Here is a 22,673-nt window from a genome sequence, read left to right on the forward strand (position 1 = left end):
CTACACTCCCCCCTTGCCCGAAACCTTTTTTGCCGTATCGGGCGGGGTGTCCCCGGCAGGCTCGGACACCTTTCCCGTCCGGTCCCGGCCGGCAGGGGATTTGATTTCCTGAAAAAGATTGTGCCTGGTGGAATAAGGAGAACCGCTCAAAATGACCTGTCTGCCTTTGCGCAGCCGGGTATTGATGATAATGGGGGCCACCAGATTGGCGGTAGCGGCCGCGGGGTTGTCCGGCGGTACGGTGACGGCGGTCAGCACCAGTGCCTCGGCAGATTCTTTTATCTCCAGTTCACCGGCAATTTGATCGGGCACATCACAAGAGTAGCCTTGATAATACTTAAACGGATCGATGATTAACAGAGCCACGGCGGGCTCGTCCACAGCCTGCAGCCACCGGATGTTTTCCGCACCCTCCACGGGCAGCATAAAAAAACGCCGCAGCCGCTCAAAGCCGGGTATCCCTTTGGGGAATTCGATAATCATGTTTGCTTCTATTTCCAGTATGCCGAAGCGGGCAGTCCGCACCTTCATGACAGCATCTCCTCTAAAAAGGTAAAATTTTAGGTGACCCTGCCAGGTCACCTTTCACTGAAATAATTTTAATTTTTTTAGTTTATCTAAATATACACATCAACATAAGTACCCAACGGTTGTCTTGCCGGCGAATTGTCCGCAGCCGTCGATGCCTTGGTTTCCATGACCGGCTGCCGGTGTTCGCTAAAATTATCCACTGCCGCACCCCGGTTTGCTTCATTCAAGGGCGGGTGCAGTTCCTGCCCCGCCTTTTTCCGGCCCTGCAGCGGGTCAAAGGCAATATGGTCGTCCTGCTCCGGTTTGTTGCGGGCGGGGTCGACCTGACGTATTTTTATCGCGTCTTCAATAATCTGGGATTGTAATCCTCCGGCGCCAATTTTCATTGATTACGCCTCCCCATGAAAAATATTCCTATATCCATCATAAACTAGTTTAAAAAATTAAGCAAGGAAACTTGCAAGATTTGCGCTCCCGCCGCCATGGAAGCCTGGTATACCAGCCGTTGCTGAGTTAATTCGATGGATACCTTGGCCAGATCGGCGTCTTCCAGATTGCTGATTACCCGGTTTAAAGTCAATTCCTGATTCCCAAGCTGATCCTTCACTGATTCAAAGTGGTTGGTACGGGCCCCCACCTGCACCCGGTAGCGCAGTATATGGTTATGCTGATCATCAAGCTCACCGATGGATTGCTCGACACCTTCAACATTGGCATTCATTAAATTATCCCTTAACCTGATCAGGGCATCAAACACACCGCCGGTAACTTTTTTTTCGGGATCGGCAGTATCAACGTTCCCAAAAACGCCGAGTTCTTCACCTGTAGGATTGACCGACGGTATATCAATCGCATAATTGGCCTGATCCAATATTTCCCGGCTTACCCGTTCAAGATTCCCCTGGTAGGTAATAGTAATGTTATTATCGGCGTCCCTGGTAAATTCAAAGGGCGGCCGGCTGTTTTGCGTGCCGGCAAATATATAGACCCCACCCACGGAAGTGTTGGCAATATCCTTCATTTCATCCAATAATTTATCTATTTGCTCGCCGATAGCTTGCATATCAGATTCGGATAAAGTTCCGTTAACAGCCTGTTCGGCGTAATCCTTGGCTTTTTTTATAATGTTGCCTGTCGTATGCAATGCGGTATCCGCTCCATAAAGATAACTCAAACCGTTATCAATATTACGCATATATTGCTCATTTAACTTCACATTTGTTCTAACATTCAGCAGCTGGCTGATGGCGGTGGAATCGTCGCTGAGCCCGATAATTTTTTTGGTGGTGGACGCCATTTCCTGAGCGCGGGCCATTCTTTGCATACCGTATTGAATATAGTTCTGGGTGTGGCGGCTTATCATGCCGTTAGTGACTCGCATTGTTATTTCCCCCCTCCGGCGGTTCCTGGCAAAGTATGTATTTAACTTAGGCTGTCCGGTTTATCAGGTGATCAAGCAGTTCATCCAGTGTGGTCATTACCCTGGCGGAGGCTTGATACCCATATTGAAATTGCAGCAGCATGGAAAGTTCTTCATCTACGTTAACTCCCTGGGCGGAATCCCGTACCGATAAAATTTGCTCGTTAATGGCGTACTGGTTGTCCGTCATGTTCATGGCCGTGCTCGAATTGGCACCGATATTTGTAAGTATGGCGTTGTAGTATTCCGAGAAGGTAGCGCCATCCAGGTCGTAGGTCGCAAAATCTACACCGCCTACCGACACGTTGCCGCCGTCCATACTAATGGTAAACCACCTGGCCACATTGAGGGCTTTTTCACCGTCGATGACAGTGGGGTCGGTCATTATTTCCGGATTAACTCTAAAAACATCGTTGGCGTCGCCCAGAGTGCCCGAAAAAAATTCATCCGTACTAAGCGAATCGGCGTCAAAAGGCGCCTGATCGTTGACCATTTTTTTCAGAGCTTCGGATAAATCGACAAGATTAGCCCGGTACTCCTCTACCTTATTCCTGGTCATCTCCAGAGATAAAATGCTTCCCGCCGGAGGTGCGTTATCCGTATAGTTGTCAAGGGAAACTGTGGAGGAACCCGTAATTGAATTCATGGTCAGTAATATATCATCGTTGGTTTCGTCATACTGAATCGTTGCTACGGGATAATCAGCGTCTTTTTTCTTAAAATCAACCTCTTGGCCAAAGATCTGTAATTCAATTTCCCCGCTGTCGTTTTTATTAATTACGTTAAGGGGCACATATTCCGCCAGCTGGTCCAGCAGCAAATCACGTTTATCCAATAAATCATTGGGTTGGTTGCCATAGGCATAGACCTTTTTGATGCCTTGCGTTAAATCCCGCACTTGCTTCAAAATGTCGTTTACTACATCAACCTGATCCTTCAGCTGCCCTCCGTCTACCTGCAGATTACCGGACCCATCATCTTTTAGCTTAACTATGCTTTCGCTGATATTTCCCAATTGCGAGTGAGACTCCCGCATCAAGTTGGCCAATTCATCGCCCAACTCGGCCACGGCGGCTTTTACACCCGGATCCTGGGGGCTGTTGTTTAAATCGTGCCAGGCTTCGAAAAAGTTGGTCATGACATCCCCGATACCGTCGGAGGTGGGCTCGGTGAAAATAGATTCGATACGGGCGTAAAGTTGTTCCTGGGTTGCCCAATAACCGTAAGCGGATGTGCTTGTGCGCACCTGAGTATCCAGATACTCATTGCGAATGCGTCTGATCATCCTTACTTCCACACCGGTGCCAAGCTGACCGACGGTTAATTTGTTAAACGGCACGGGGTTGGTGTAGGGATCGGTGGCCGAGTGTACGGCCTGCTGGCGTGAATAACCGGCCGTTCCGGCGTTGGCTAAGTTGTGCCCGGTTGTTTCCAGAGAAATTTGATGGGTTTGCAGCGCCCGCCGGGCAAGTTCTATACCAGAAAATGATCCGGGCATAATAGTATACCTCGCTTTATATTTTATGTATGACTGGATTTGTCTGTTTGCTGTTTGTTAGCGGTTAAGATAACTAATTTAGGTACGCCTATTCCAACATATACATGAAGGATTCTTTATCAAACGGACTTATTTAACGTGGTCAGCGTTCGTGTGGGATCCTGCACCCGTCCACTTTCGCCATAAGTAGTGCCACCGTCGGCCTGTTTGAATATATTCGTGATAGTAGTGTTCATCCGCAGGGCATTGCGGGTTAACAGATTGTTGGTATCGGTCAGCTGCCGCAGTTCATGCAGACGCAACCGCAAGTCCCGGCGCAAATCAATAAGCCGTGCGGAAATTTCTCCCGGCGCCCCGGCGGCAATAGCGGTTAAAGTGGCCCCCGGCGCAATGGACTGTGCGTTTTCCAGCCGATTTTGCAGCGTTTCCCGAGTGTCTTCCAACCGCCGCAGTTCCCCGTTCAATTCGCTCAGTTCGGCAACAGCCTGATTTAACATTTCCATATCGTTGCGGCGCAGAGCGCTGTTTTGCCAGCCGGTGGCTTTCAATAACTGGCCGGCCAGTTCATGCTCCCGGCGCAGCACTGCTTCCAGTTCTATAAAAAGAGCATCCCTTTCCATGTCGTTTCTCCTTAACCGGGTAATTTGCCATAAAGCATTATACCTTGGTATCCAAACGTGATTCCCGTATAATCCCTTCGGCTATTTTTTCCGCCGAAGGCGTATAGGTGCCGTTTTTAATACGGCTTTTGATTTCCGACACCTGATCCTGACGAACATCGGGCATCTGTTTCAGCGCCGCCCGGTAGGTTTGCAGTTCACGGCCCACCGAGGAAATTTCAGCTCTGTCCATGCCGGGAGTGCCCCGGTTTTTGCGCATATTTTTATTCTGATCGTTTTGTGATTTGTAAGCATTGATTACACCCGGTCCACGAGGGGTGACTTTCATGGCTTGCACCCGCCTTTGTTATCCTTCTTGTTAATATTATTCGTCAGCGGTTAAAAAAACTTTAGAGTTTTTACAGCTTTTTGTGCAGTGTTTCCAGCCGCGTTACGCAAAGTTAAAAGTATTTATATCGGCTGTCGCATATTACTCCACCGTTGCCGTACCCGATACCACTGGTTTAAACCAGGCGTACTATTTCTTCCGCAATGCCGTGCAAGGGCAGAATTTTTTCCGCCGCGCCCAAATCGGCGGCGGCTTTGGGCATGCCATATACTACGCTGGTGCTTTCGTCCTGAGCAATGGTCCGGCCGCCACGCTGTCTGATGGACAGCATGCCCCGGGCGCCGTCTCTGCCCATGCCTGTGAGCAGCACGCCCAGCGTGCGTCCGCCTACCACGTCGGCCGCCGAGTTCATCACAACATCAACCGAAGGGCGGAATCCGCCGGGTGGTACGGGCTTATTGCCTTTATCCAAAGCAACAGTCAACCTGCCGGCATATTTGCGGAAGGTAAGATCATAACCTGCCGGAGCCACCAATACCAAACCGGGCATTACCCGATCGCCCTGCTCGGCGTGTTTTACTTCCAGCTTGCACTTGCGGTTCAAATGCTCGGCCATGGGGCCGCTGAAGCCCACCGGAATGTGCTGTACTATTACCACCCCGCAGGGCAGGTCGCCGGGCAGCGCCGGAAGCAGCATCTGCAGCGCCGCCGGTCCGCCGGTGGACGAACCGATAACTACCAGTTCCGTTTGCCCCGCGGAAATTTTTTTAAATCCGGCGGTTGTTCGCACGGCAGTTGGTCTGGAAGCGATAGGCGGAGTGGGATACGCGGCTGCGCTATTCGAACGGGCAGCTTTGGACGGAATATTTACCGCCGGTTTGCCGGTTATTTTTGATGCGCTCCTTGTTGTAGCGGCTGTGGATACATCAGCGGACCCGGTTTGTCCATCCGCAGAAGTGCTTGCCGGGGTCGAACCATGAGCGGAAGTATCCTTGGCTGACGCAGGCCCGGTTTTACGAAACCGGGCCTGCGTCGATCTTGGTTCTACGGGCGCTGCGAAGCATTTTTTCACTGAGGCCCGTCTGGCCACTCTGATTTTGCGGGCCAATTCCGCCACCATTTGCTCAGTACCACCTGTTTTTTGCGGTTTGGGCACGAATTCCACCGCACCTGCCGCCAGCGCTTCCATGGTTACCCGGGCGCCTTCGGTGGTGTGTGCGCTCAGCATCACCACCGGAACGGGGCATTCCTTCATTAACCGCGATACCGTTTGCACCCCGTTCAAGCCGGGCATCTCCACGTCCATGGTGACCACGTCGGGGTGCAGCGCATGGACTTTTTTTATGGCCTCCTCACCGGAAACAGCGGTGTCAATAACCTTTATACCGGCCTGCATGCCCAGAAGACGGGCAATGATCCGGCGCATCAGCGCCGAATCATCCACCACCAGTACATTAATTGGCCGCAGCATAAGCGAAAGCCTCCTCGGAGCCTGCACTGCGCACTAAACTCCGCACGTCAACAATTAACGAAACTTTGCCGTCGCCCAAAATGGCCGCGCCGGAGAGACCCTCCACCTGACCAAGGTAGGATCCCAGAGATTTGATAACTATTTCCTGTTCACCGATCAATTTGTCCACTACCAAGCCGAGTTTACGGTCAGCTGATCCGACAATAACCACGTAAACTTTCCGACCGTCGTTACTCCCGGTCTCAAGACAGAATATATCTTCCAGGCGTTTTAACGGATGGACCTGCCCGCGAACCACGATCACTTCGGAATGCCGTACATTTTTAATGTCCGAGCGACTAAGATTTAATGTCTCCACCACGTAAGTCAGCGGGAAAGCATAGGTCATGCCGCCATGCTCCACCATAAGAGCCCGGATAATAGCCAGGGTAAGCGGCAGTTTGATGGAAAAACGAGTGCCTTGACCGGGTGTGGTTTGATACTCCACCGTGCCGTTAATATTTTCAATCTGGGTGCGTACAATGTCCATGCCCACGCCCCGGCCTGAAATATCACTGACATTACCTTCTTCCACAGTAGAAAAGCCGGACAGAAATATTAAATCCAGCGCTTCACGATCACCCATGCGCTGAGACTGCTCCTCGCTGATGAGACCCCGCCGAATGGCTTTATCCTTTAGCTTTTGAGCGTCAATACCCCGGCCGTCGTCCTTCACCGTAATGACGATATGGCTTTCAACGTAGGATGCTTTAAGCTGCAGCAGTCCCCGGGCCGGCTTGCCAAGCCGCTGCCTTTCCTGAGGATCTTCAATGCCGTGATCAATTGAGTTTCTTAGTAAATGTATTAACGGATCGCCAATTACTTCGATAACATTGCGATCCAGTTCGGTTTCTTTACCGTCAATAATAAATTCTATATCTTTGCCTAGTTTATGTGCTATATCTCGCACCATGCGGGGGAAGCGATTGAAAACCTGGGCTACCGGCAGCATACGGGCTTTCATTATTTCATCCTGCAAATCGGTGGTAACCTGCCCCAGGTGATTGGATATTTCCAGTATATCGTCTACCAATTCATCCGCACCATGATGGCTCTCAAATACATCCACAAACCTTTCCAACCTGGTGCGGTCAATAACCAGCTCTCCCACCAGGTTCATCAATACATCCAGTTTTTCCACATCTACCCTTACTGTTTTAATGGTTTTCTTTTCAGGCTTGTCTTTTGCTGTCTTGTCGGACAAGTTCTTGAGTAATGAGGCCCCTTGTACAGCCTGATTGCCAACGGGCGAATCCGACTGTTTTAGCGCATATAATTGTTCCGGCGCCGACTCTCCGTTATGGTATTCTTCCAGGGGCATTTTATTATTCGCTTCGATTAATTTGATGTAAACATCTTTAATTTCCGCTATTGACAGGGCTAGATTTTTCACCTGGTCCATATCGGACTGGCTGATAATAATCATAGCTATATTATTATCAAAACGACCGGCTTGCAATTCCTCGGCGGGCGGATTGGTCCTGACTATTTCCCCCGCCTGCTCCAGCGTTTCAAACAGCAGAAAAGCACGTACTTCCTTCATTTGGCAATCAGGTTCAATGCTGATTTGCAAACCATAGGCAAAATATCCACGTATCTCGGCTTCCCTGATTACATCTTCGGTAGCTTCGTCTATTTCCAAGTTCAGCCGCGGTGTCTTATCCGCAGGCCTGCAATCAGGCCCTGACGCCCGGCTGCTGTGCATAGCCCCGGCTGCCGCTTGATTATCGGCTGTATCATTATTTGCATCACAATTGCCGTGACCGGTTTGCTTTATTTTTGCCAGCACCGGCGCTATATCGGTATTGTTTGTACCGTCGCCTATAATTTCTTCCTTTAAAGCCGTTAGTGTATCCATTGCCTCGAAGAGTACATCCACCAGTTCCCCGGTAATTTCCAACCGGTTGTTGCGTATTTCATCAAACAAGCTTTCTATCTGGTGGGTTAACTCGGTCATTTTATCGTAACCCATGATAGCTGAGGAGCCTTTAATGGTGTGGGCGGCCCGGAAAATCTCCTGAATCACTTCGGGCGTCACTTGCTGCTGCTCCAATAAAAGTATATTATCGTTGATTATTTGTAATTTTTCTTCCAGTTCTTCCTGAAAAATAGCAATTTCAGCGTCGCTGAACAAAAGATCACCTCCTAATGTTGTGTCATGCCAACTGCTCCATATCTTTTAATTCTCGCATATCCCTTTTGGACATTAATTTATTTAAGTTTACCAGTACGATTAGCTTTTCACCATCCAAAATAATGCCCTGCAAATACTGCTGGTTCTGCGAAATAGCGGCTGGAGCGGGTTTAATCATATCCGGGCTGATTTTTCTTACTTCATATACCGCGTCAACAATTAAAGCAAATTTATTATGCTCTGTCTCAACGACAATCATCCGGCTGTTGTCGGTTCTTTCCAGCGCTCCGGCACTGAATAACACGTTCAAATTTACAGCGGGCACTACCTGCCCCCGGATATTGATCACTCCTTCAACATAAGCGGGCGCCTGGGGTATGGGAGTGATTTTTTCCAGGCGGATAATCTCATAGACAGATGCTATGTCGATGCCCCAAAACTGGTCGGACACAGAAAAAACCACTATCTGCAAATCAGTCGTCACGCTGGTTTCAGCGGCCAAATACAACGCCTCCCTAAATATTAAAAATATGTATAGTCACTGTGCGTAATGGTCATGTGCTTAATAAAATAATACAATATGTATTTTACTTCTTTATTCCTCCATAACCTCCTCGTCTTGCGTCTTACGCATCGAGGGATTGAGATAGGCCAGAAGCCTTTCCTGGATTAATATGGGGTTATAGCCCGCCTGCAAGGATACTACTCCTTCCATCATGAGTTCTTTGATTAATATTTCCTTCTTGCTAATATTGGATAATTTTGCCGCCAGGGGCAGCCATAGGACATTGGCGCTGCCCACACCATAGAGAGTGGCCATAAAAGCAACAGCAATGGCCGGGCCCAGACTATCCGGGTCGCTCATGCTGCCCAGCACATGCACCAGTCCCATCACCGTACCGATGATACCCATCGTAGGAGCATATCCGCCCGCCACCTCAAATATTTTGCTGCCAATGTTGTGGCGTTCCTCAATAGTATATATCTCCACTTCCAGAATGTTCTTGACCAGTTCCGGGTCGGTACCGTCAATAACCAGCTGCAAGCCCCTTTTCAAGTAGGGGTCATTGACTTGAGGAAGGCGATTTTCCAGAAACAACAAGCCCTCCCGCCGGGCCTCTTCGGCCATGCCAACGATCTCTTGAATAGTTCCGGCGGGGTCCTGGGGTTTATTAAACATGGCCAGTTTAAGCAGCGTAGGCAGTGCCTTGAGATCCTTGGGAGCAAAGCTGAATATGGTAGCTCCCATGGTGCCGCCGAAAACAATCAATGCCGCGCTGGGCTGTATCAGCGCTCCGATGTGTCCCCCCTCCAATAGAAAACCAACAAGCAGTGACGCCATACCTAGAATAAAGCCGACTATGGTTGCTAGATCCATACTTTACCTTCCTTTTTTAAGATGATCAATTAATCAATTCCATTCTGCTCCGCCGGCGGCAGTGCGACCCCCGGTTCTGCTTCCGCAAACTTGCTGCTGAGGATAATCAGGTTCACTCTGCGATTCAGCTGCCTGTTCGCGGGATTGTCATTGGGCACCCGGGGCCGGTATTCGCCATATGCCGTGGCGGATAGCTTTTGCGGCTGAAAACCGTGCATGTGTATAAACTCCTGTACCACGTTGGTGGCCCGGGCTGACGCCAGTTCCCAATTGGAGGGGAACTGGGCCGTGTTAATGGGTAAGTCATCCGTGTGCCCTTCCACACGGATATAATTAGGAGTATTCTCCAATATAGGCGCCACCTGGCTTAATATCCGCCTGGCCTCTCCGGTCAGCTGAGAAGAGCCCAGATCGAAGAGTACCTCATTCTGAAAACTAAGTACGATGCCCCGCTCTTCCCTGGTTACCGAAACACTTGTCTGCAGACCGTTTTCATTGATGTATTCTTCCAGTTGTTCTTTTAAATCGGCCATCCGGGCATTTTCCAATTCAATATCCTTCATCATATCCGACATTTGATCCGAAGGAGCGCCGGGAATTACTTGCGGACCGGGGCTGTCCATAACCATCCCCCCCGCACCGAAAACCGCGGCCAGGGATTCAGCCATTGTTTCAAATTTGGCGGCATCTATTTTACTTAAGGTGTACATGACAATAAAAAAAATCAGCAGCAAAGTGATCATGTCTGCATAGGTAACCAGCCAACGGTCGCGACTACCCTCGGATTCATTGTTGTGTCTGCGCTTTCTTGCCACTCGGGTCAACTCCTAAGCCCGTTATATTAATTTACATTTCCGGCCATAAATTTCCTACATATTATACTATATTACGCTATTTTTTTCTGGTCAATGCAAAATTAATTCACCTTTTTCATTAACTCTGGCCAGCACCATGCTATTCTCCTGGTTTATTTTGCAAACGCAGGAACCGATTTGCAAAACAGTGCCGACATATACCCGCCTGGCTTTAATCTGACAGCCCTTTTCGGTGCGGACCGTCGTGGTTATGCCCATGGGGCCGCCGATTTCACCCGCGTTAACTCCGTTCTGGGCATACATATCACCACCCCGGAATACACCCTTTATAGTGATGGTGCCCAGGGAATTCAACCTGGAATTAAATCCCCCCTGCCCGGTTATTTTAATATCGCCGGTGGCTTCAATTTCTGAATTCCAAACACTGTTGGCGACGACATGGGCGGATTCGTCACTTAAAGAGTCCAACAGCGCCAGCGCGGATGCTATGCTGTTTAGCACCTCGTCCAGGTTTTGCAAGGCCAGAACTTTAAATCCACTAACCCTGTTCAGTGCCTGAATTGCATCTTGTACTTCTTCGGGTGGCTTTTGCTTTTGTTTGTTAACTAATCCAGCCAGACCGCGCACCTGTCTGCCTATATAGTTAAACTTTTTATCCAGCAAGGTCATGGCAACCTGCCCGTATTGGATATTGGGCCTGTTTTGCCTCAGTTTGCCCATTAGCTGCAAGGTTGTGGCATTCAGGCTGTTAATGCTCTGTTCAATTTTCCGCAATTCTTTTTCCACCGCGCTTAATGAAACCGTGGAACCACCGGCCACAATCTTCCCGGCGGTAATCACCTTCATCACTTCCAAGCTGCCTTTAACTTTTACATTTGATCGTGATATAAATCCCTGTACCCTTAGATTGCCTTGCACATCCACAATCATATTTTCCATAATATTGCCGGTTATGACAACATCACCGTGAAAACGCAAGTTTCCCGATTTAATATCCACATCGCCCTCGTGCTGGTAGACGGCATCCACACCGACAATGACGTTAGCCCCTTTTTTTTGTGCCCAGGGGCGGCCTTTAATTTTACTGGATACCGTCATACCGTCATTGGACAAAACCGTTCCTTTGGCGGCCCGAAGGGTCAGTTCCATAACTTTGCGCGCGGGAATGACCTGTCCGGTCACCATGCGGCCGTCTTTCCCCTTGACCGCCGGATGATAAACGGCTAACACGGTATTGGCAGTTACGGATGGAACATCAAAAACCTCTCTAAAGTCAACGTTTTGCTGATCTTGTTCGTTCGACCTAACCACCCGGGAACTAAAAAGATATTGCATATAACCATCCTTGCCTTCTATGGAAGGCGTGCCTGTGGCAAACAAAAATGTACCTTCATTCGGAGATTTGATCAGATCATCCAATACCTGCTGATCAATCCCATACTTTACCCCTTTATCCCGCACCAGTTTGTCAATCAGCTCTTTATTGACTGATTCAGGTTCCCTGACGGTAAAAAATGCTTTCATTTTATCGTCGGTAATAATAAGCAAAACATCATTTACCTCATCGCTCAAAAAATCACCCCTCTGTATATAACTAGTAGTACATGCAATAGTTTAATTTTTCTGCAAATACTGTAAAAATCCTGCAAAGACACTGGTGTAATGGTTTTTTTTGCAATTAAATTAACATGTTCTTAATTCCTTTTTAACATAAGTTAAGTTTCTGTAAAACAGGACAACTGCATGTCAAAGTGCTGTAAAATAAAATTAAATAAAAATCTTCTTTAAGGAGGAGCCTCAAATGTTCAGGTGGATCGAATATCTGGATAATGCGGGAAATATCAGTGCCATGTTTGCCAAAAAAGAGTTTCAAGAACAGGTAACAGCCCATTGCCGACCGGTACAAGTGGAACTGCATTTTCCAGCGAACGGCGCCAGCCATGAAATAATGCCCTTCATCAATCAATTAAAGGATGTGCGTGAAAGCATATCTCTTGAATTGCGAAATCAGATGGAGATATCCATACTGCTGGCCGTCTTATATAAATGTATCGGCAACACTAAAGCAGGACTTGAGGAAATGGGAAACGCTCTGGATTATTTAAATATTTTAATAGAGACCAAACGCCGGAGCCTGAACAGGTTAACAAATATACAGACCATGGCGCCACAGGGCTCACCCGTATTTGACGAAAGAATATCCGCACTGTTAAAAGAAAAAAAAGTACTCGAAGAAAAGAGGGGGTCAGGCTTTAACTTTATTAAACTAACCACGACATCCGCATAATTCTATAAAAATTAGTATTCATGGTACGGGACGGTAGTACGCGCACAACGCATGTTCGACCGGATTGTCCGGGTGGTTGCTTCTAAGTTTGAAAGATACCTTGGGTGCGTTGCATTTCATGTTGTTGTTAAAGCGACAATCTTCAATATAACAAATGACCCTGTTCATAACAGTACCCTCTTTCAATAGAATTTGGACCTAATGATCATCGCCAGCAACCAGAACCCCAATAACCCGGCAAATACAAAACCCATTTCCGCCAGGGGGACCCCCCAAAAAGTAATCCGCTCTCTGATCAACCATGAAGAACTAATCACCATGGCCCCGACAATAATACTGTAAACCAAGCGGTTTACCATAGTGTTTAGTTTTATCAGGGCCCGTCCCAAATCCGGATTCTCGGTTTTAACTTTGATCTCTCCCCCGGTTAAAAGTTCAATGATTCTACCTAATTGTCCGGGCAGACGGGTAAAAAGAATATGGTAATCGTTAATATTATCCCAGAAGAGCTTTCTTATACTTTCCGGGCTGAACCGGCGCCGCAGCAACTTCTGCCCCAGCGGTTCAATTACTTGTACAATGCTGATTCGGGGATCCAGGCGAGCGGCAATACCTTCGGTAATAATTAAAGCTTTAATCATCATATTTAGTTCAATAGGCACTCTGATGCGGTGGCGGTAAGCCAGATTCATGATATCCCCCAGCGATTCCGCGGCGCTGACTTGTCCCAGCGGAATCTGGTAGTATTTTTCCCGCAAGTGCTCGATATCTCTGCGCAGTTGGTACATATTTACATGCACGGGCAGTGCCTCAAGACTCATCACTGCCCGTAAAATCTCCGTGGAATTTTTGTTGATTAAGCCAAATACAAGTTTAATTACTTTATCGCGCAATTCCTGTTCCAAATACCCCATCATGCCGAAATCCAAAAAAGCCAATCGCCCGCCCGGCAGCGCCAGTACATTGCCAGGGTGCGGGTCGGCATGAAAAAAGCCATCCATCAGTATCTGTTTTAGCATGGTCTCTACCAGCCGGCGGGCAATCTCCGTCATGTCATAACCCGCGGCCGCCAGCTTGCTGTTATCCGTTATTTTAATGCCGTTTATAAACTCCATAGTCAGCACTCTTTTGGTTGTGTAATCCCAGTATATGGCAGGGATAACTATATATTGTTCACCGGCAAAATTACGGGCCAGCGTTTCAGCATGCCTGGCTTCCAGCATAAAATCCAATTCTTCCTGGAGGATATGCTCAAACTCTTCCACCATTTCAGTGAATTTATATATTTTCCCCCAGACGGTATGTCTTTCCGCCAGGCCGGCCAGATCATATAATATTTCCATGTCTACTTCCACATTGGCCCGGATGCCCGGACGCTGCACCTTCACTGCCACCCGGCGGCCATTGATTAAACGCGCTTCATGAACCTGTCCGATGGACGCGGCGGCCAGCGGCATGGGATTAAAATGGCTGAATATTTGAGACTGCGTCTGACCCAGCTCTAATTCCAGCAGTTCGCTGATGTCCGCAAAAGGCACCGGAGGTACTTTATCCTGCAATTTTTCCAGCTCTTTGATATATGCGGCGGTAAATATATCCGAGCGCGTGGAGAGCAGCTGGCCAAGTTTGATAAAGGTTGGCCCCAACTCCTCCAGTACCATACGCATGCGTATCGCTATGGTTTCCTCGGGAGCGTTTTTTTCCTCGGCGGATAGCCGCCTTGGAGGGGAGAATTCCGCCAATCCAAGGCTGTTCAGCAAAAAGCCAAAGCCATGCTTAACCAGCACATTGGCTATTTCCCGGTAACGCCGAAAATGCTTATACCGTTTTTGCAATTGCAGACGCAAAAAATCACCCCCACCAAGGCTCTTAGTTAATAGAATGCCTGCATTTGCAAATCACATACGAATTTATGTCCGACGCCGGGTAATGCCATTGCCGGGTAATGCCATTGCGAGCGTAAGCGAAGCAATCCCAGACTCCGGAGCAGGCCCTCAAAGAAATGGCAACTGTAAAGTAGAGATTGCTTCGTCGCTTGCTTCTCGCAATGACATACTTTCAAGCGCCGCAGGTTTTATTCAATGACGGACTTATGCTTTGTTCTCATCTTTTTATGGCGCCGCGTTTAACAGAATAGATATGTGATTTAGCTGCCTAAAAAACAGGGCTGCTTTATATATCTTCAGCTGCTATTGGTACCGGTTAATATTTCATTTATTAAAGACTCGCTGTTCAGAAACTCGGCAAATGATAATTTTATAAACTGCACGGTATCGGTTAAAGCGAGGTAATTATACTTCAGAGTTTTTGACTTACTGTTGTTAACCACTATTATCTGCTGGTTACGGGACAAACTTTTTTTAAATAAAGCTTTGAAATGCACATCAGCATCGGGAAATGAATAGCCCACGAATACTACCTTTTGACATGACCTGATTTCACGCATTGCTTCACTAAGTATTTGCGAAATAATCGGGTGGGATATTTTCTTGATATGTGACGGTGGAATAATTAAGGTTTCAAATTCTGAGCTGTCAATAGGGCAGTAGTGCCAGCCTTTAGCAAATCTGCCGGTATCATTGCCGGCGTTCTTGGCAATATCCTCACCCGTATGTTCGTCAAACAGATCTATCTTGGTATCACGGGGAGTAAGTAAAACCTGCTTGCAGCAATGGCAATATTTCCAGTTTAAACTGCCGTGGCCTTTCATGATTTTAACGGCGCCTGGTTTAAGATGCCGCTCCATTGAGGGTTTTTTCCGGTCCAGGTCTTCGTTCATAAGGTGAATGCAGTAATTAATACAATCTGCATCAGGGTACATGAAGCTAAAAGCATTTTCCAGCAAAGTATCATAGTTTAAAGTGAGTATGGCTATGTTTGGGTTATATTTACCGATGGTTTTCCAGAAAGAGCGGTATGTTTTTCCCTGTTCGTTCGATTTTACGCTAATAACGTAATGAATAATTTTTATTAGTCCTTCTTTAACAGCACGAATTTTTGCATTGGGATATTGGGCGCTTAAATGCTCATCCTGGCTTATAAAGTAATCTAAAAAGCCGAATACAGTTTCCAGTGTGGGATATATCCTGGCCTGTGCATCCCAGGCAAAGTTATGCGCTATAAATTCCGTTACCATTTGCCCGATTGGTGAGTTTTGTATATCGGGAAGCTCACCGGACATGATTAACGGCAATATATCCGCCTGCAAGGGGGCACCATCGGCATAGGAGGCTCCGGCGCCAAATACAAAAACCACATCCCTGCCGCCGGAGCGTTTGGTATATTCTTGGCTGTTTGTTTGCACATACATGAATAGATCACCTGTAATAGCTGCCGGCTGATTTGTTTAATGGCGCATTTAAAAGAAACCACCAAGCCTTAGCCGGTGGTTTTATATATAGAATTGTTTCAAATTATCGGTTCATTTATACCAGATTAAAGTTTTCCATTACATTCTCAAGGGAAAACAGTATCATCAATTGCCGGATATTAAAGACTAACCGCCCAAAAGTGGAGCGTCACATAATATAGATAAAGCGTAAGCACTGAAGAAGCCGTTATGCGGAATATTATTGAAAGAAAAAGACAGTTGGCAGTTGCTAACGAAAAAAGGTAGCAGAAAACGCAACGGAATGGTTAGCTCTTTAACTAACTAAAATAGGGCTTTCACTTAGTGCCTAACCCTGGAGTTACTTTTAGCAAGCCATAGCTTGGTACTTATCGAATTGCTTTTTCCTCTTGAACATCAAGGCGCTTGCCAATGTTTTTGACATCACCCCAAATAGAATCTAGTTGAGTAAAAATCTTCTTGTGCGTTGCACGGTTGATAGCCCTTAAATCGTTAACAGCGGCCTCAATAGCAACCTGGCCTTGCCTTAATTCTAACTGACCAGCTTCCAGTTTTTCCTGGCCCCGTCTTAGATCCTGTACTTCTTGCTTTAATTCTTGTTGACCTTGTCTTAAGTCGGTCTGGGCAGCTTCCAGTTTTTTCTGACCTTGTCTTAAGTCGGCCTGGCCAGCTTCCAGAGTGTCAAGGCGGGTATTAACTTGCTGCAATTCCTGATGGATAGGTTTTAACTCCCCCTGAATAACGGCGCGAAGCATATCAAACAATTCATTATTGTTCGGCATAATAATTCTCCCTTCCGTTTATTACTGATTCGGTTTTTCCGATAGTCTTCCTGCCTTTGGAAAGAGAAAAAATTATATTTAAGCTAAGTCCATCTGGTGGATTAATAAAAAACAAAAAACACAGTAAATAAAATCCGGCCAGAACCAAAACCCACAAAACATAAAAAACCCTCTATCCTGTATGGATAAAGGGTTTTCTTTGGTGGGGCTAACTGGTTTCGAACCAGTGGCCTCTTGAATGTGAGTCAAGCGCTCTCCCGCTGAGCTATAGCCCCATTTATTGACGAAGTTAAGTATACCACACCTTTTTAGCATATGCAATATTAAAAATAATATTGCTGTTCCTTAGCTCTTGCAAGCTAAGTTATTCACCGTTCAATAAGGACCTTTATATTACTCGATAGCCACATGTAGCGATATTTTTTCAATTATGGTAAAATGTTAACTTAATAGAGGAGGGGGTTACTGTGTCACAGTTTTCGGAGGTTTATTTTACTGACTTACGCACCAACAGTAAGGAAAACTTGCTTAAAAAATTAGCCAAGTTATGCAACCGGGCAGGTTTAAAGGAAGTTATCAAGCCCAATGAACTGGTGGCACTGAAAGTCCACTTCGGCGAAAAGGGTAATTTAGCTTATATCCGCCCGCAATTTGTACGTCAAATTGTTGATAAAGTCAGAGAATACGGCGGCAAGCCATTTATTACCGATGCCAACACATTGTATGTGGGTTCCAGGGCTAATGCGGTAGATCACTTGGAAACCGCCATTCAAAACGGATTTGATTTTGCGGTAGTCAATGCGCCACTGATTATTGCCGACGGTTTAAACGGCAAAGATTATGTTAATGTACCCATTGAAGGAAATCATTTTAAAGAAGTTAAAATAGGTAGTGCGGCCTACCACGCGGGGGCTATCATATCCGTAACTCATTTTAAAGGTCATGAATTGACCGGTTTTGGCGGCGCATTGAAAAACCTGGGCATGGGTTTGGGCTGCCGCAGCGGCAAACAAATGATGCATTCCGACGTTTTGCCCAGCGTTGTTGCTGAAAAGTGTCTGGCTTGCGGTTTGTGTGCCAGGTGGTGTCCGGCAGCCGCCATCAATATTGAGGAGCACGCCGCTATTGACGAGAATCTATGCTGGGGTTGCGGCGAGTGTACCGTTACCTGTCCCGAAGGGGCGATAAAAATTAGCTGGAAGACCCAACCCAATAACGTACAGGAAAAGATTGTGGAATACACTATGGGTGTTTTAAAAAATAAAGAACATAAGGCTGTTCATATTTCTTTTATTATGAACGTTTCCCCGGAATGCGATTGCTGTTCCTATAACGATGCTCCAATAGTACGGGATATTGGCATTGCGGCTTCCCGCGATCCCGTGGCCCTGGACCAGGCCTGCGTTGATCTGGTTAACAATGAAGCTGCGCTTAGCGGCTCCCGTCTGGGGGACAATCTGCATGCCGAGGATAAGTTCGGTGCGCTGCATAAGGGCATTGATTGGTCTGTACAGCTGGCTTATGGTGAAAAAATGGGACTTGGCTGTAGAAATTATCAGTTAGTAAGAATTTAACGGACGACATTATGTGACCCAACAAAGTTACCCTTTAAACAACATGAACTTTTTCAAAAGCCCGCTCGCTTATCTCAGCCATCAAAAAACCGCCCCCAAAAGGCGGTTTTTATCATTGCACATGTCTCATATATCTTCATTTCTTGCCATGCAAAGGCTAAATTACATTTTCACCTTTACTACATGGTACGTCATTTAGATGGTACATCATTAAACAGCATGTTTGTCTAATACGTAAAGGTAAATGCATCCATAACCTTGCTTACCGGGCGTGATTGTAAGAATTTATTCGGTACCCACGATTCAAAAAAGTAAAGAGCGCCATTAGAGGGATCCCAGCCGTTCAGCGCATCCCGGGCGGCTTTTTTCCCCGACTCACTGGCCGGCTTATTAATCCAGCCGTTTAGTACCGGCTCAAACTGGTATTTTCCAGCTTGATCAACTTGGTATACTACGCCCGGGATGGAATTGGGGAACGAAGCACTGTCCACCCGGTTTAAAACAGTAGCACCAACAGCCACCTGGGTAACGTAGGATTCCGAATCCGCCTCGGCGGTAATAATGCGGGCCAGCAAATCAAAATCTCCCGTCTTAAAGTTCGGGCCGCCCCGGCTCACGTTAAAGTTATTGCTGGGAGCACCGGTCCCCGGCGATGCATTGCCGCTGATATTCTGCGATTTATATTGGGGTATGTACAATACTTGTCCCGGATATATTAATTCGCTTTTTAGTTGATTAATTTCCTTAATGCTGCTGCTGCTAACGCCGAATTTTTTACCGATCAGGTACAAGGTATCCCCTTTTTGGGCCGCATACCGAGTCGGTATATTCAACTGCTGTCCGGTGTAAATAGCGTTGGACCATAAATTATTATTATAGCGCAAGGCATACTGGCTGACATTATACCACTGGCTGATCTTATAGATAGAATCACCTTTGTCTACCGCATGCACCTGTGCCATACCCATAGCCGGAAACAGCAATACCAGTATCGGTAATAATAGAAAACAAACGAATCTCCCTTTTGACATCTTAAAATTTTTTTCCATATGCCTGTAACATTACCTCCTTGTCCAAGTTGTCGGCTTAATTATATAAGGCTGCCGTTATTTGGCCAAGCAGTAAATTATGGCATAACAGGGTTAGTTTAGCTTCTTAGCCCGTTCACCGTACATTTTTTCATTGATGTGCTCTACTAAAAACATGGTCGAGAAAACGTGATAAATCCTTATGACTACGCTTTCTACGGCCCCCTCCATTGTGGTTAAGGGTTCTTCAAGCACCGGTCGAAAGCCGAATTTATTTTCCAATACTTGCATAAATGATGCAACGATTTTTTCGCGTGTTTCTTCGCTGCCCACACCGGACCAGGGCATGTAGGCATCGACAAAATTCATTTTGGCGCACCGCTCCAATTCATCAATGAACCAAGCCTTGAATTGATCAAAGGTTGGACGTTTTTTATTAAAGCTTTCCATTTATACAACCTCACTCGCTCGTTTTAATGAATAATTTTGGAGACTTCAACCCCTTGTCATGGCTATGAATACAACCTGTGATGCTTGAAGTCCATCATTACTATAAATATAACCTACGACGCCTGAAGCCCGTCATCGTTATGAATATAACCCGCAATGTTTAAAGTTTGTCATTGCGGGGAGTGAAGCGACGAAGCAATCTCCGTTTTACAGCCCGTATTCCTTTGGGAACCTGCTTCGGAGTCTGAGATTGCTTCGCTGCGTTCGCAATGACATACTTTTTGGCCTTTCAACTTTTAACACCCGATACCGAGGAACCTGCGCATTAACGAAGGACCGTCCGGCAGTATGATACCGGTGGCGGCGGCAGATGATTCGCTGTAGATTTGGCTGTGCTCCGCACTTGCAACGCCGCCGCCCGCCAGCACATAGGGTACCGGCTCGGCGGTATGTGTACGGAGGCTCAGCGGAGTCGGGTGATCGGGCAGCAGCATGACCCGGTATGCGGGTAAATCAGTTAAACCGCCCAGCAATAGACCCAGCACCTGGCTGTCTATTTGCTCAATTGCTTTCACTTTGATCTCTGTATCTCCCTGGTGCCCGGCTTCGTCCGGAGCCTCAATATGCACGTAAACAAAGTCCGCCCCGTCGTGCAGCGCGGCCAATGCGGCTTCTGCCTTGCCTTTAAAATTAGTATGAATATTGCCTGTGGCGCCGGGCACTTTTATCACCTGCAGACCGGCGCAGATACCAATGCCCATAATCAGGTCCACAGCGGAAATAACGGCCCCCTCCAGGTGATATAAATCTTTAAACAGCGGCAGTTGGGGTCTCTTGCCCTGACCCCACAGCCATACTGAATTGGCCGGGTTTAGCCCTCTGTCCACTCGGGACCTGTTCACCGGATGCTCCTTTAGCACAGCATAGCTTTGTTTCATTATCTCAAGCAGCGTATCCGCGCCTGCACCATCGGGCAAATAGTCTTTCACAACCCGGCCTGATATATCATGAGGCGGCGTTAAAACGGCTTTTTCCGGACCCTGCCGCCAGACCATTAAGTGACGGTAACTAATACCGGGATAAAAGCGTTTATCTCCGACACCCAGCTTTAATTGTACGGTTTCAATCAGCTCGCGGGCCTCCTCGCTGGTTATCTCACCGGCACTGTAATCAAGCATCTGCTTAATAGCGTAATCAGGCTCATCCGACAGTGTCACCAGGTTACAGCGAAAGGCCGTATCATCATCGTCCAGCTCTACACCCATACTGACCGCTTCCAGCGGTGAACGCCCGGTGTAATACTTCTCCGGTGCATAACCCATTACCGATAGATTAGCCACATCACTGCCCGGAGCAAACCCGTCCGGTACGGTTTTCACCAGCCCGGTTTCTCCGCATGCGGCCAAGCTGTCCATATGGGGAGTTTTCGCATACTGCAACGGCGTTTGGTTATCCAACTCAGGACGGGGGTAATCAGCCATTCCATCGCCCAAAACCACTATATACTTCATAATATACCTGGTTTTTGAACGCCAAAGAAACGCCAAGGGGACGGTTCTATTGGCGAATTACCATTGGCAACTAGCACGGGAAGCACCACGGGGACGGTTTATGTGAGCCGACCCTGCGGCTCTGCCACCAGAACCGTCTTCTTGGCTCACCCTTGGTTCATAACCAGGATTTCGCTCCTTTCGGTTTAATTTATCTGCCCCGGAAGCAGATACTGTGACAGGGATGCCTTGGTTAGTTTTGCCCAACGCTGTCCAGGGCAAATTTTTTATGCAGCGTTTTAACCGCCTGCTCGGCCTCATTGTTTTTAACGATGCAGGATATCTTGATATCCGAAGTGGAGATCATGTCAATATTTATATCCGCGTCCGCCAAAGCTCCGAAAGTCATGGCCGCTATGCCGGGATTGCTGTTCATACCGGCTCCGACCACTGAAACCATGGCCACATCGGCGTCATGAGTGTAACCCTGAGCCCCCACCACTTTTATAGTTTCCTCAATGGTCTCCAAGGATCTGCGCAAGTCATCCTGCGTCACTGTGAATGATATATCATTGACACCGTCGCGCATGGAACTCTGCACAATCATATCCACGCTGATGTTATTGTCGGCCAGGTTCTTAAATATCATATAGGCAATGCCCGGTTGATCGGGCACTCCGAAAATACCCAGTTTGGCAACGTTTTTGGTATATGTAACACCGGTAATAATCATATTCTTTTCCATATCGGTTTCCTCCTTCACAATGGTGCCCGGATGGTTGTTGAAGCTGCACCGGACATGCAGCGGTATGTTGTAAAGCTTGGCGCATTCCACCGCCCGTGGATGCAGCACCGCCGCGCCCAGGTGGGCCAGCTCCAGCATTTCATCATAAGTAATGGTGTCCAGTTTGCAGGCCTCGGGCACTACCCTGGGGTCGGTGGTATAGACACCATCCACATCAGTAAAAATTTCGCACAGATCAGCTTGCAAAGCAGCGGACAGCACCACAGCGGTGGTATCCGAGCCGCCCCTGCCCAATGTGGTTATATCTCCATATTCGTTCAGTCCCTGGAAACCGGCCACTATCAATATCTTACCCTTCGCCAGTTCAGCCCGCATGCGAGTGTTATCCACAGCAGTTATACGGGACTTGGAATAATATACGTCTGTTTTTATACCGGCCTGCGGCCCGGTAAGGGATACCGCTTCGACACCCAGGTTTTTAATAGCCATAGCCAAGAGGGCAATGGATACCTGTTCCCCAGTGGATAACAGCATATCCATTTCACGGGGAGACGGGCTATCGGTTATTTGCCGGGACAAATCTATCAAATCATCGGTAGAGTCGCCCATAGCCGACACGACCACCACCATTTGATTGCCCTGGCGGTACTGTTCCACTACCCGCCTGGCTACATTTTTAATGCGTGAGGCATCCCCCACCGAAGTGCCGCCGAATTTTTGCACAATCATCATAT

General features: G+C 47.5%; 21 protein-coding genes and 1 tRNA gene. 2 read left to right on the forward strand and 20 right to left on the reverse strand.

What is annotated here, in order from left to right; all coding sequences use genetic code 11:
• The 12 genes from fliW to ABDB91_RS09950 all read right to left on the reverse strand — a co-directional run bounded on the left by fliW (position 1) and on the right by ABDB91_RS09950 (position 11,806).
• Entirely contained in the window at positions 1-531 is a 531-nt protein-coding gene (fliW, locus tag ABDB91_RS09895) for a flagellar assembly protein FliW (protein WP_347491425.1), read from the reverse strand.
• 86 nt (positions 532-617) lie between these two features.
• Positions 618-917: a hypothetical protein gene (locus ABDB91_RS09900; RefSeq protein ID WP_347491426.1), complete on the reverse strand. Its 300-nt coding sequence runs from the start codon at positions 915-917 to the stop codon at positions 618-620.
• Positions 918-961: 44 nt separating this feature from the next.
• Entirely contained in the window at positions 962-1,912 is a 951-nt protein-coding gene (gene flgL, locus ABDB91_RS09905; protein ID WP_347491427.1) for a flagellar hook-associated protein FlgL, read from the reverse strand.
• 46 nt (positions 1,913-1,958) lie between these two features.
• Positions 1,959-3,449: a flagellar hook-associated protein FlgK gene (gene flgK, locus ABDB91_RS09910; protein WP_347491428.1), complete on the reverse strand. Its 1,491-nt coding sequence runs from the start codon at positions 3,447-3,449 to the stop codon at positions 1,959-1,961.
• Between the two features lie 119 nt (positions 3,450-3,568).
• Positions 3,569-4,069 (reverse strand): flagellar export chaperone FlgN, encoded by a 501-nt coding sequence (flgN, locus tag ABDB91_RS09915; RefSeq protein ID WP_347491429.1) that lies wholly within the window; start codon positions 4,067-4,069, stop codon positions 3,569-3,571.
• A gap of 37 nt (positions 4,070-4,106) precedes the next feature.
• The gene (gene flgM, locus ABDB91_RS09920; RefSeq protein ID WP_347491430.1) at positions 4,107-4,397 is read right to left on the reverse strand and encodes a flagellar biosynthesis anti-sigma factor FlgM; all 291 of its coding nucleotides are present in this window, start codon (positions 4,395-4,397) and stop codon (positions 4,107-4,109) included.
• Between the two features lie 175 nt (positions 4,398-4,572).
• Positions 4,573-5,868: a chemotaxis-specific protein-glutamate methyltransferase CheB gene (cheB, locus tag ABDB91_RS09925; protein WP_347491431.1), complete on the reverse strand. Its 1,296-nt coding sequence runs from the start codon at positions 5,866-5,868 to the stop codon at positions 4,573-4,575.
• Positions 5,852-8,041, reverse strand: coding sequence for a chemotaxis protein CheA (locus tag ABDB91_RS09930; protein WP_347491433.1), 2,190 nt, complete (start codon positions 8,039-8,041; stop codon positions 5,852-5,854). The genes cheB and ABDB91_RS09930 overlap by 17 nt, the downstream gene beginning before the upstream one ends.
• Positions 8,042-8,063: 22 nt before the next feature.
• Positions 8,064-8,543 carry a chemotaxis protein CheW gene (locus ABDB91_RS09935; protein ID WP_347491434.1) on the reverse strand — a complete coding sequence of 160 codons (480 nt, stop codon included), beginning with the start codon at positions 8,541-8,543 and terminating at the stop codon, positions 8,064-8,066.
• A gap of 93 nt (positions 8,544-8,636) precedes the next feature.
• A complete protein-coding gene (locus ABDB91_RS09940) occupies positions 8,637-9,419 on the reverse strand; it encodes a flagellar motor protein (protein WP_347491435.1) in 783 nt (260 codons plus the stop codon).
• A 29-nt stretch (positions 9,420-9,448) separates the two neighbouring features.
• Complete coding sequence (locus ABDB91_RS09945) at positions 9,449-10,234, reverse strand: flagellar motor protein MotB (RefSeq protein WP_347491436.1); 786 nt, start codon at positions 10,232-10,234, stop codon at positions 9,449-9,451.
• Positions 10,235-10,324: 90 nt separating this feature from the next.
• Positions 10,325-11,806: a FapA family protein gene (locus ABDB91_RS09950; protein WP_347491437.1), complete on the reverse strand. Its 1,482-nt coding sequence runs from the start codon at positions 11,804-11,806 to the stop codon at positions 10,325-10,327.
• Between the two features lie 229 nt (positions 11,807-12,035).
• Between ABDB91_RS09950 and ABDB91_RS09955 the strand changes: the two genes are divergently transcribed.
• Positions 12,036-12,521: a hypothetical protein gene (locus ABDB91_RS09955; RefSeq protein WP_347491438.1), complete on the forward strand. Its 486-nt coding sequence runs from the start codon at positions 12,036-12,038 to the stop codon at positions 12,519-12,521.
• Between the two features lie 182 nt (positions 12,522-12,703).
• Here the strand turns inward: ABDB91_RS09955 and ABDB91_RS09960 are convergent, their stop codons facing one another.
• The 4 genes from ABDB91_RS09960 to ABDB91_RS09975 all read right to left on the reverse strand — a co-directional run bounded on the left by ABDB91_RS09960 (position 12,704) and on the right by ABDB91_RS09975 (position 16,927).
• Entirely contained in the window at positions 12,704-14,368 is a 1,665-nt protein-coding gene (locus ABDB91_RS09960; RefSeq protein ID WP_347491439.1) for an AarF/UbiB family protein, read from the reverse strand.
• A gap of 335 nt (positions 14,369-14,703) precedes the next feature.
• Positions 14,704-15,831: an SIR2 family protein gene (locus tag ABDB91_RS09965; RefSeq protein ID WP_347491440.1), complete on the reverse strand. Its 1,128-nt coding sequence runs from the start codon at positions 15,829-15,831 to the stop codon at positions 14,704-14,706.
• 407 nt (positions 15,832-16,238) lie between these two features.
• Positions 16,239-16,652: a hypothetical protein gene (locus ABDB91_RS09970; protein ID WP_347491441.1), complete on the reverse strand. Its 414-nt coding sequence runs from the start codon at positions 16,650-16,652 to the stop codon at positions 16,239-16,241.
• 200 nt (positions 16,653-16,852) lie between these two features.
• Positions 16,853-16,927: transfer RNA gene (locus tag ABDB91_RS09975), tRNA-Val, on the reverse strand.
• Between the two features lie 192 nt (positions 16,928-17,119).
• Between ABDB91_RS09975 and ABDB91_RS09980 the strand changes: the two genes are divergently transcribed.
• On the forward strand, positions 17,120-18,226 hold the full coding sequence (locus tag ABDB91_RS09980; RefSeq protein ID WP_347491442.1) for a DUF362 domain-containing protein: 1,107 nt from the start codon (positions 17,120-17,122) through the stop codon (positions 18,224-18,226).
• Between the two features lie 227 nt (positions 18,227-18,453).
• Here the strand turns inward: ABDB91_RS09980 and ABDB91_RS09985 are convergent, their stop codons facing one another.
• The 4 genes from ABDB91_RS09985 to ABDB91_RS10000 all read right to left on the reverse strand — a co-directional run bounded on the left by ABDB91_RS09985 (position 18,454) and on the right by ABDB91_RS10000 (position 22,671).
• A complete protein-coding gene (locus ABDB91_RS09985; RefSeq protein WP_347491443.1) occupies positions 18,454-19,257 on the reverse strand; it encodes a cell wall hydrolase in 804 nt (267 codons plus the stop codon).
• Between the two features lie 111 nt (positions 19,258-19,368).
• Positions 19,369-19,704: a hypothetical protein gene (locus tag ABDB91_RS09990; RefSeq protein ID WP_347491444.1), complete on the reverse strand. Its 336-nt coding sequence runs from the start codon at positions 19,702-19,704 to the stop codon at positions 19,369-19,371.
• Between the two features lie 296 nt (positions 19,705-20,000).
• Positions 20,001-21,215 carry a cofactor-independent phosphoglycerate mutase gene (locus tag ABDB91_RS09995; protein ID WP_347491445.1) on the reverse strand — a complete coding sequence of 405 codons (1,215 nt, stop codon included), beginning with the start codon at positions 21,213-21,215 and terminating at the stop codon, positions 20,001-20,003.
• Between the two features lie 232 nt (positions 21,216-21,447).
• Positions 21,448-22,671: an aspartate kinase gene (locus tag ABDB91_RS10000; RefSeq protein WP_347491446.1), complete on the reverse strand. Its 1,224-nt coding sequence runs from the start codon at positions 22,669-22,671 to the stop codon at positions 21,448-21,450.
• Between the last annotated feature and the right edge of the window lie 2 nt (positions 22,672-22,673).

Origin of the sequence: Desulfoscipio sp. XC116 (genome assembly GCF_039851975.1) — a bacterium.
GTDB lineage: Bacteria > Bacillota > Desulfotomaculia > Desulfotomaculales > Desulfallaceae > Sporotomaculum.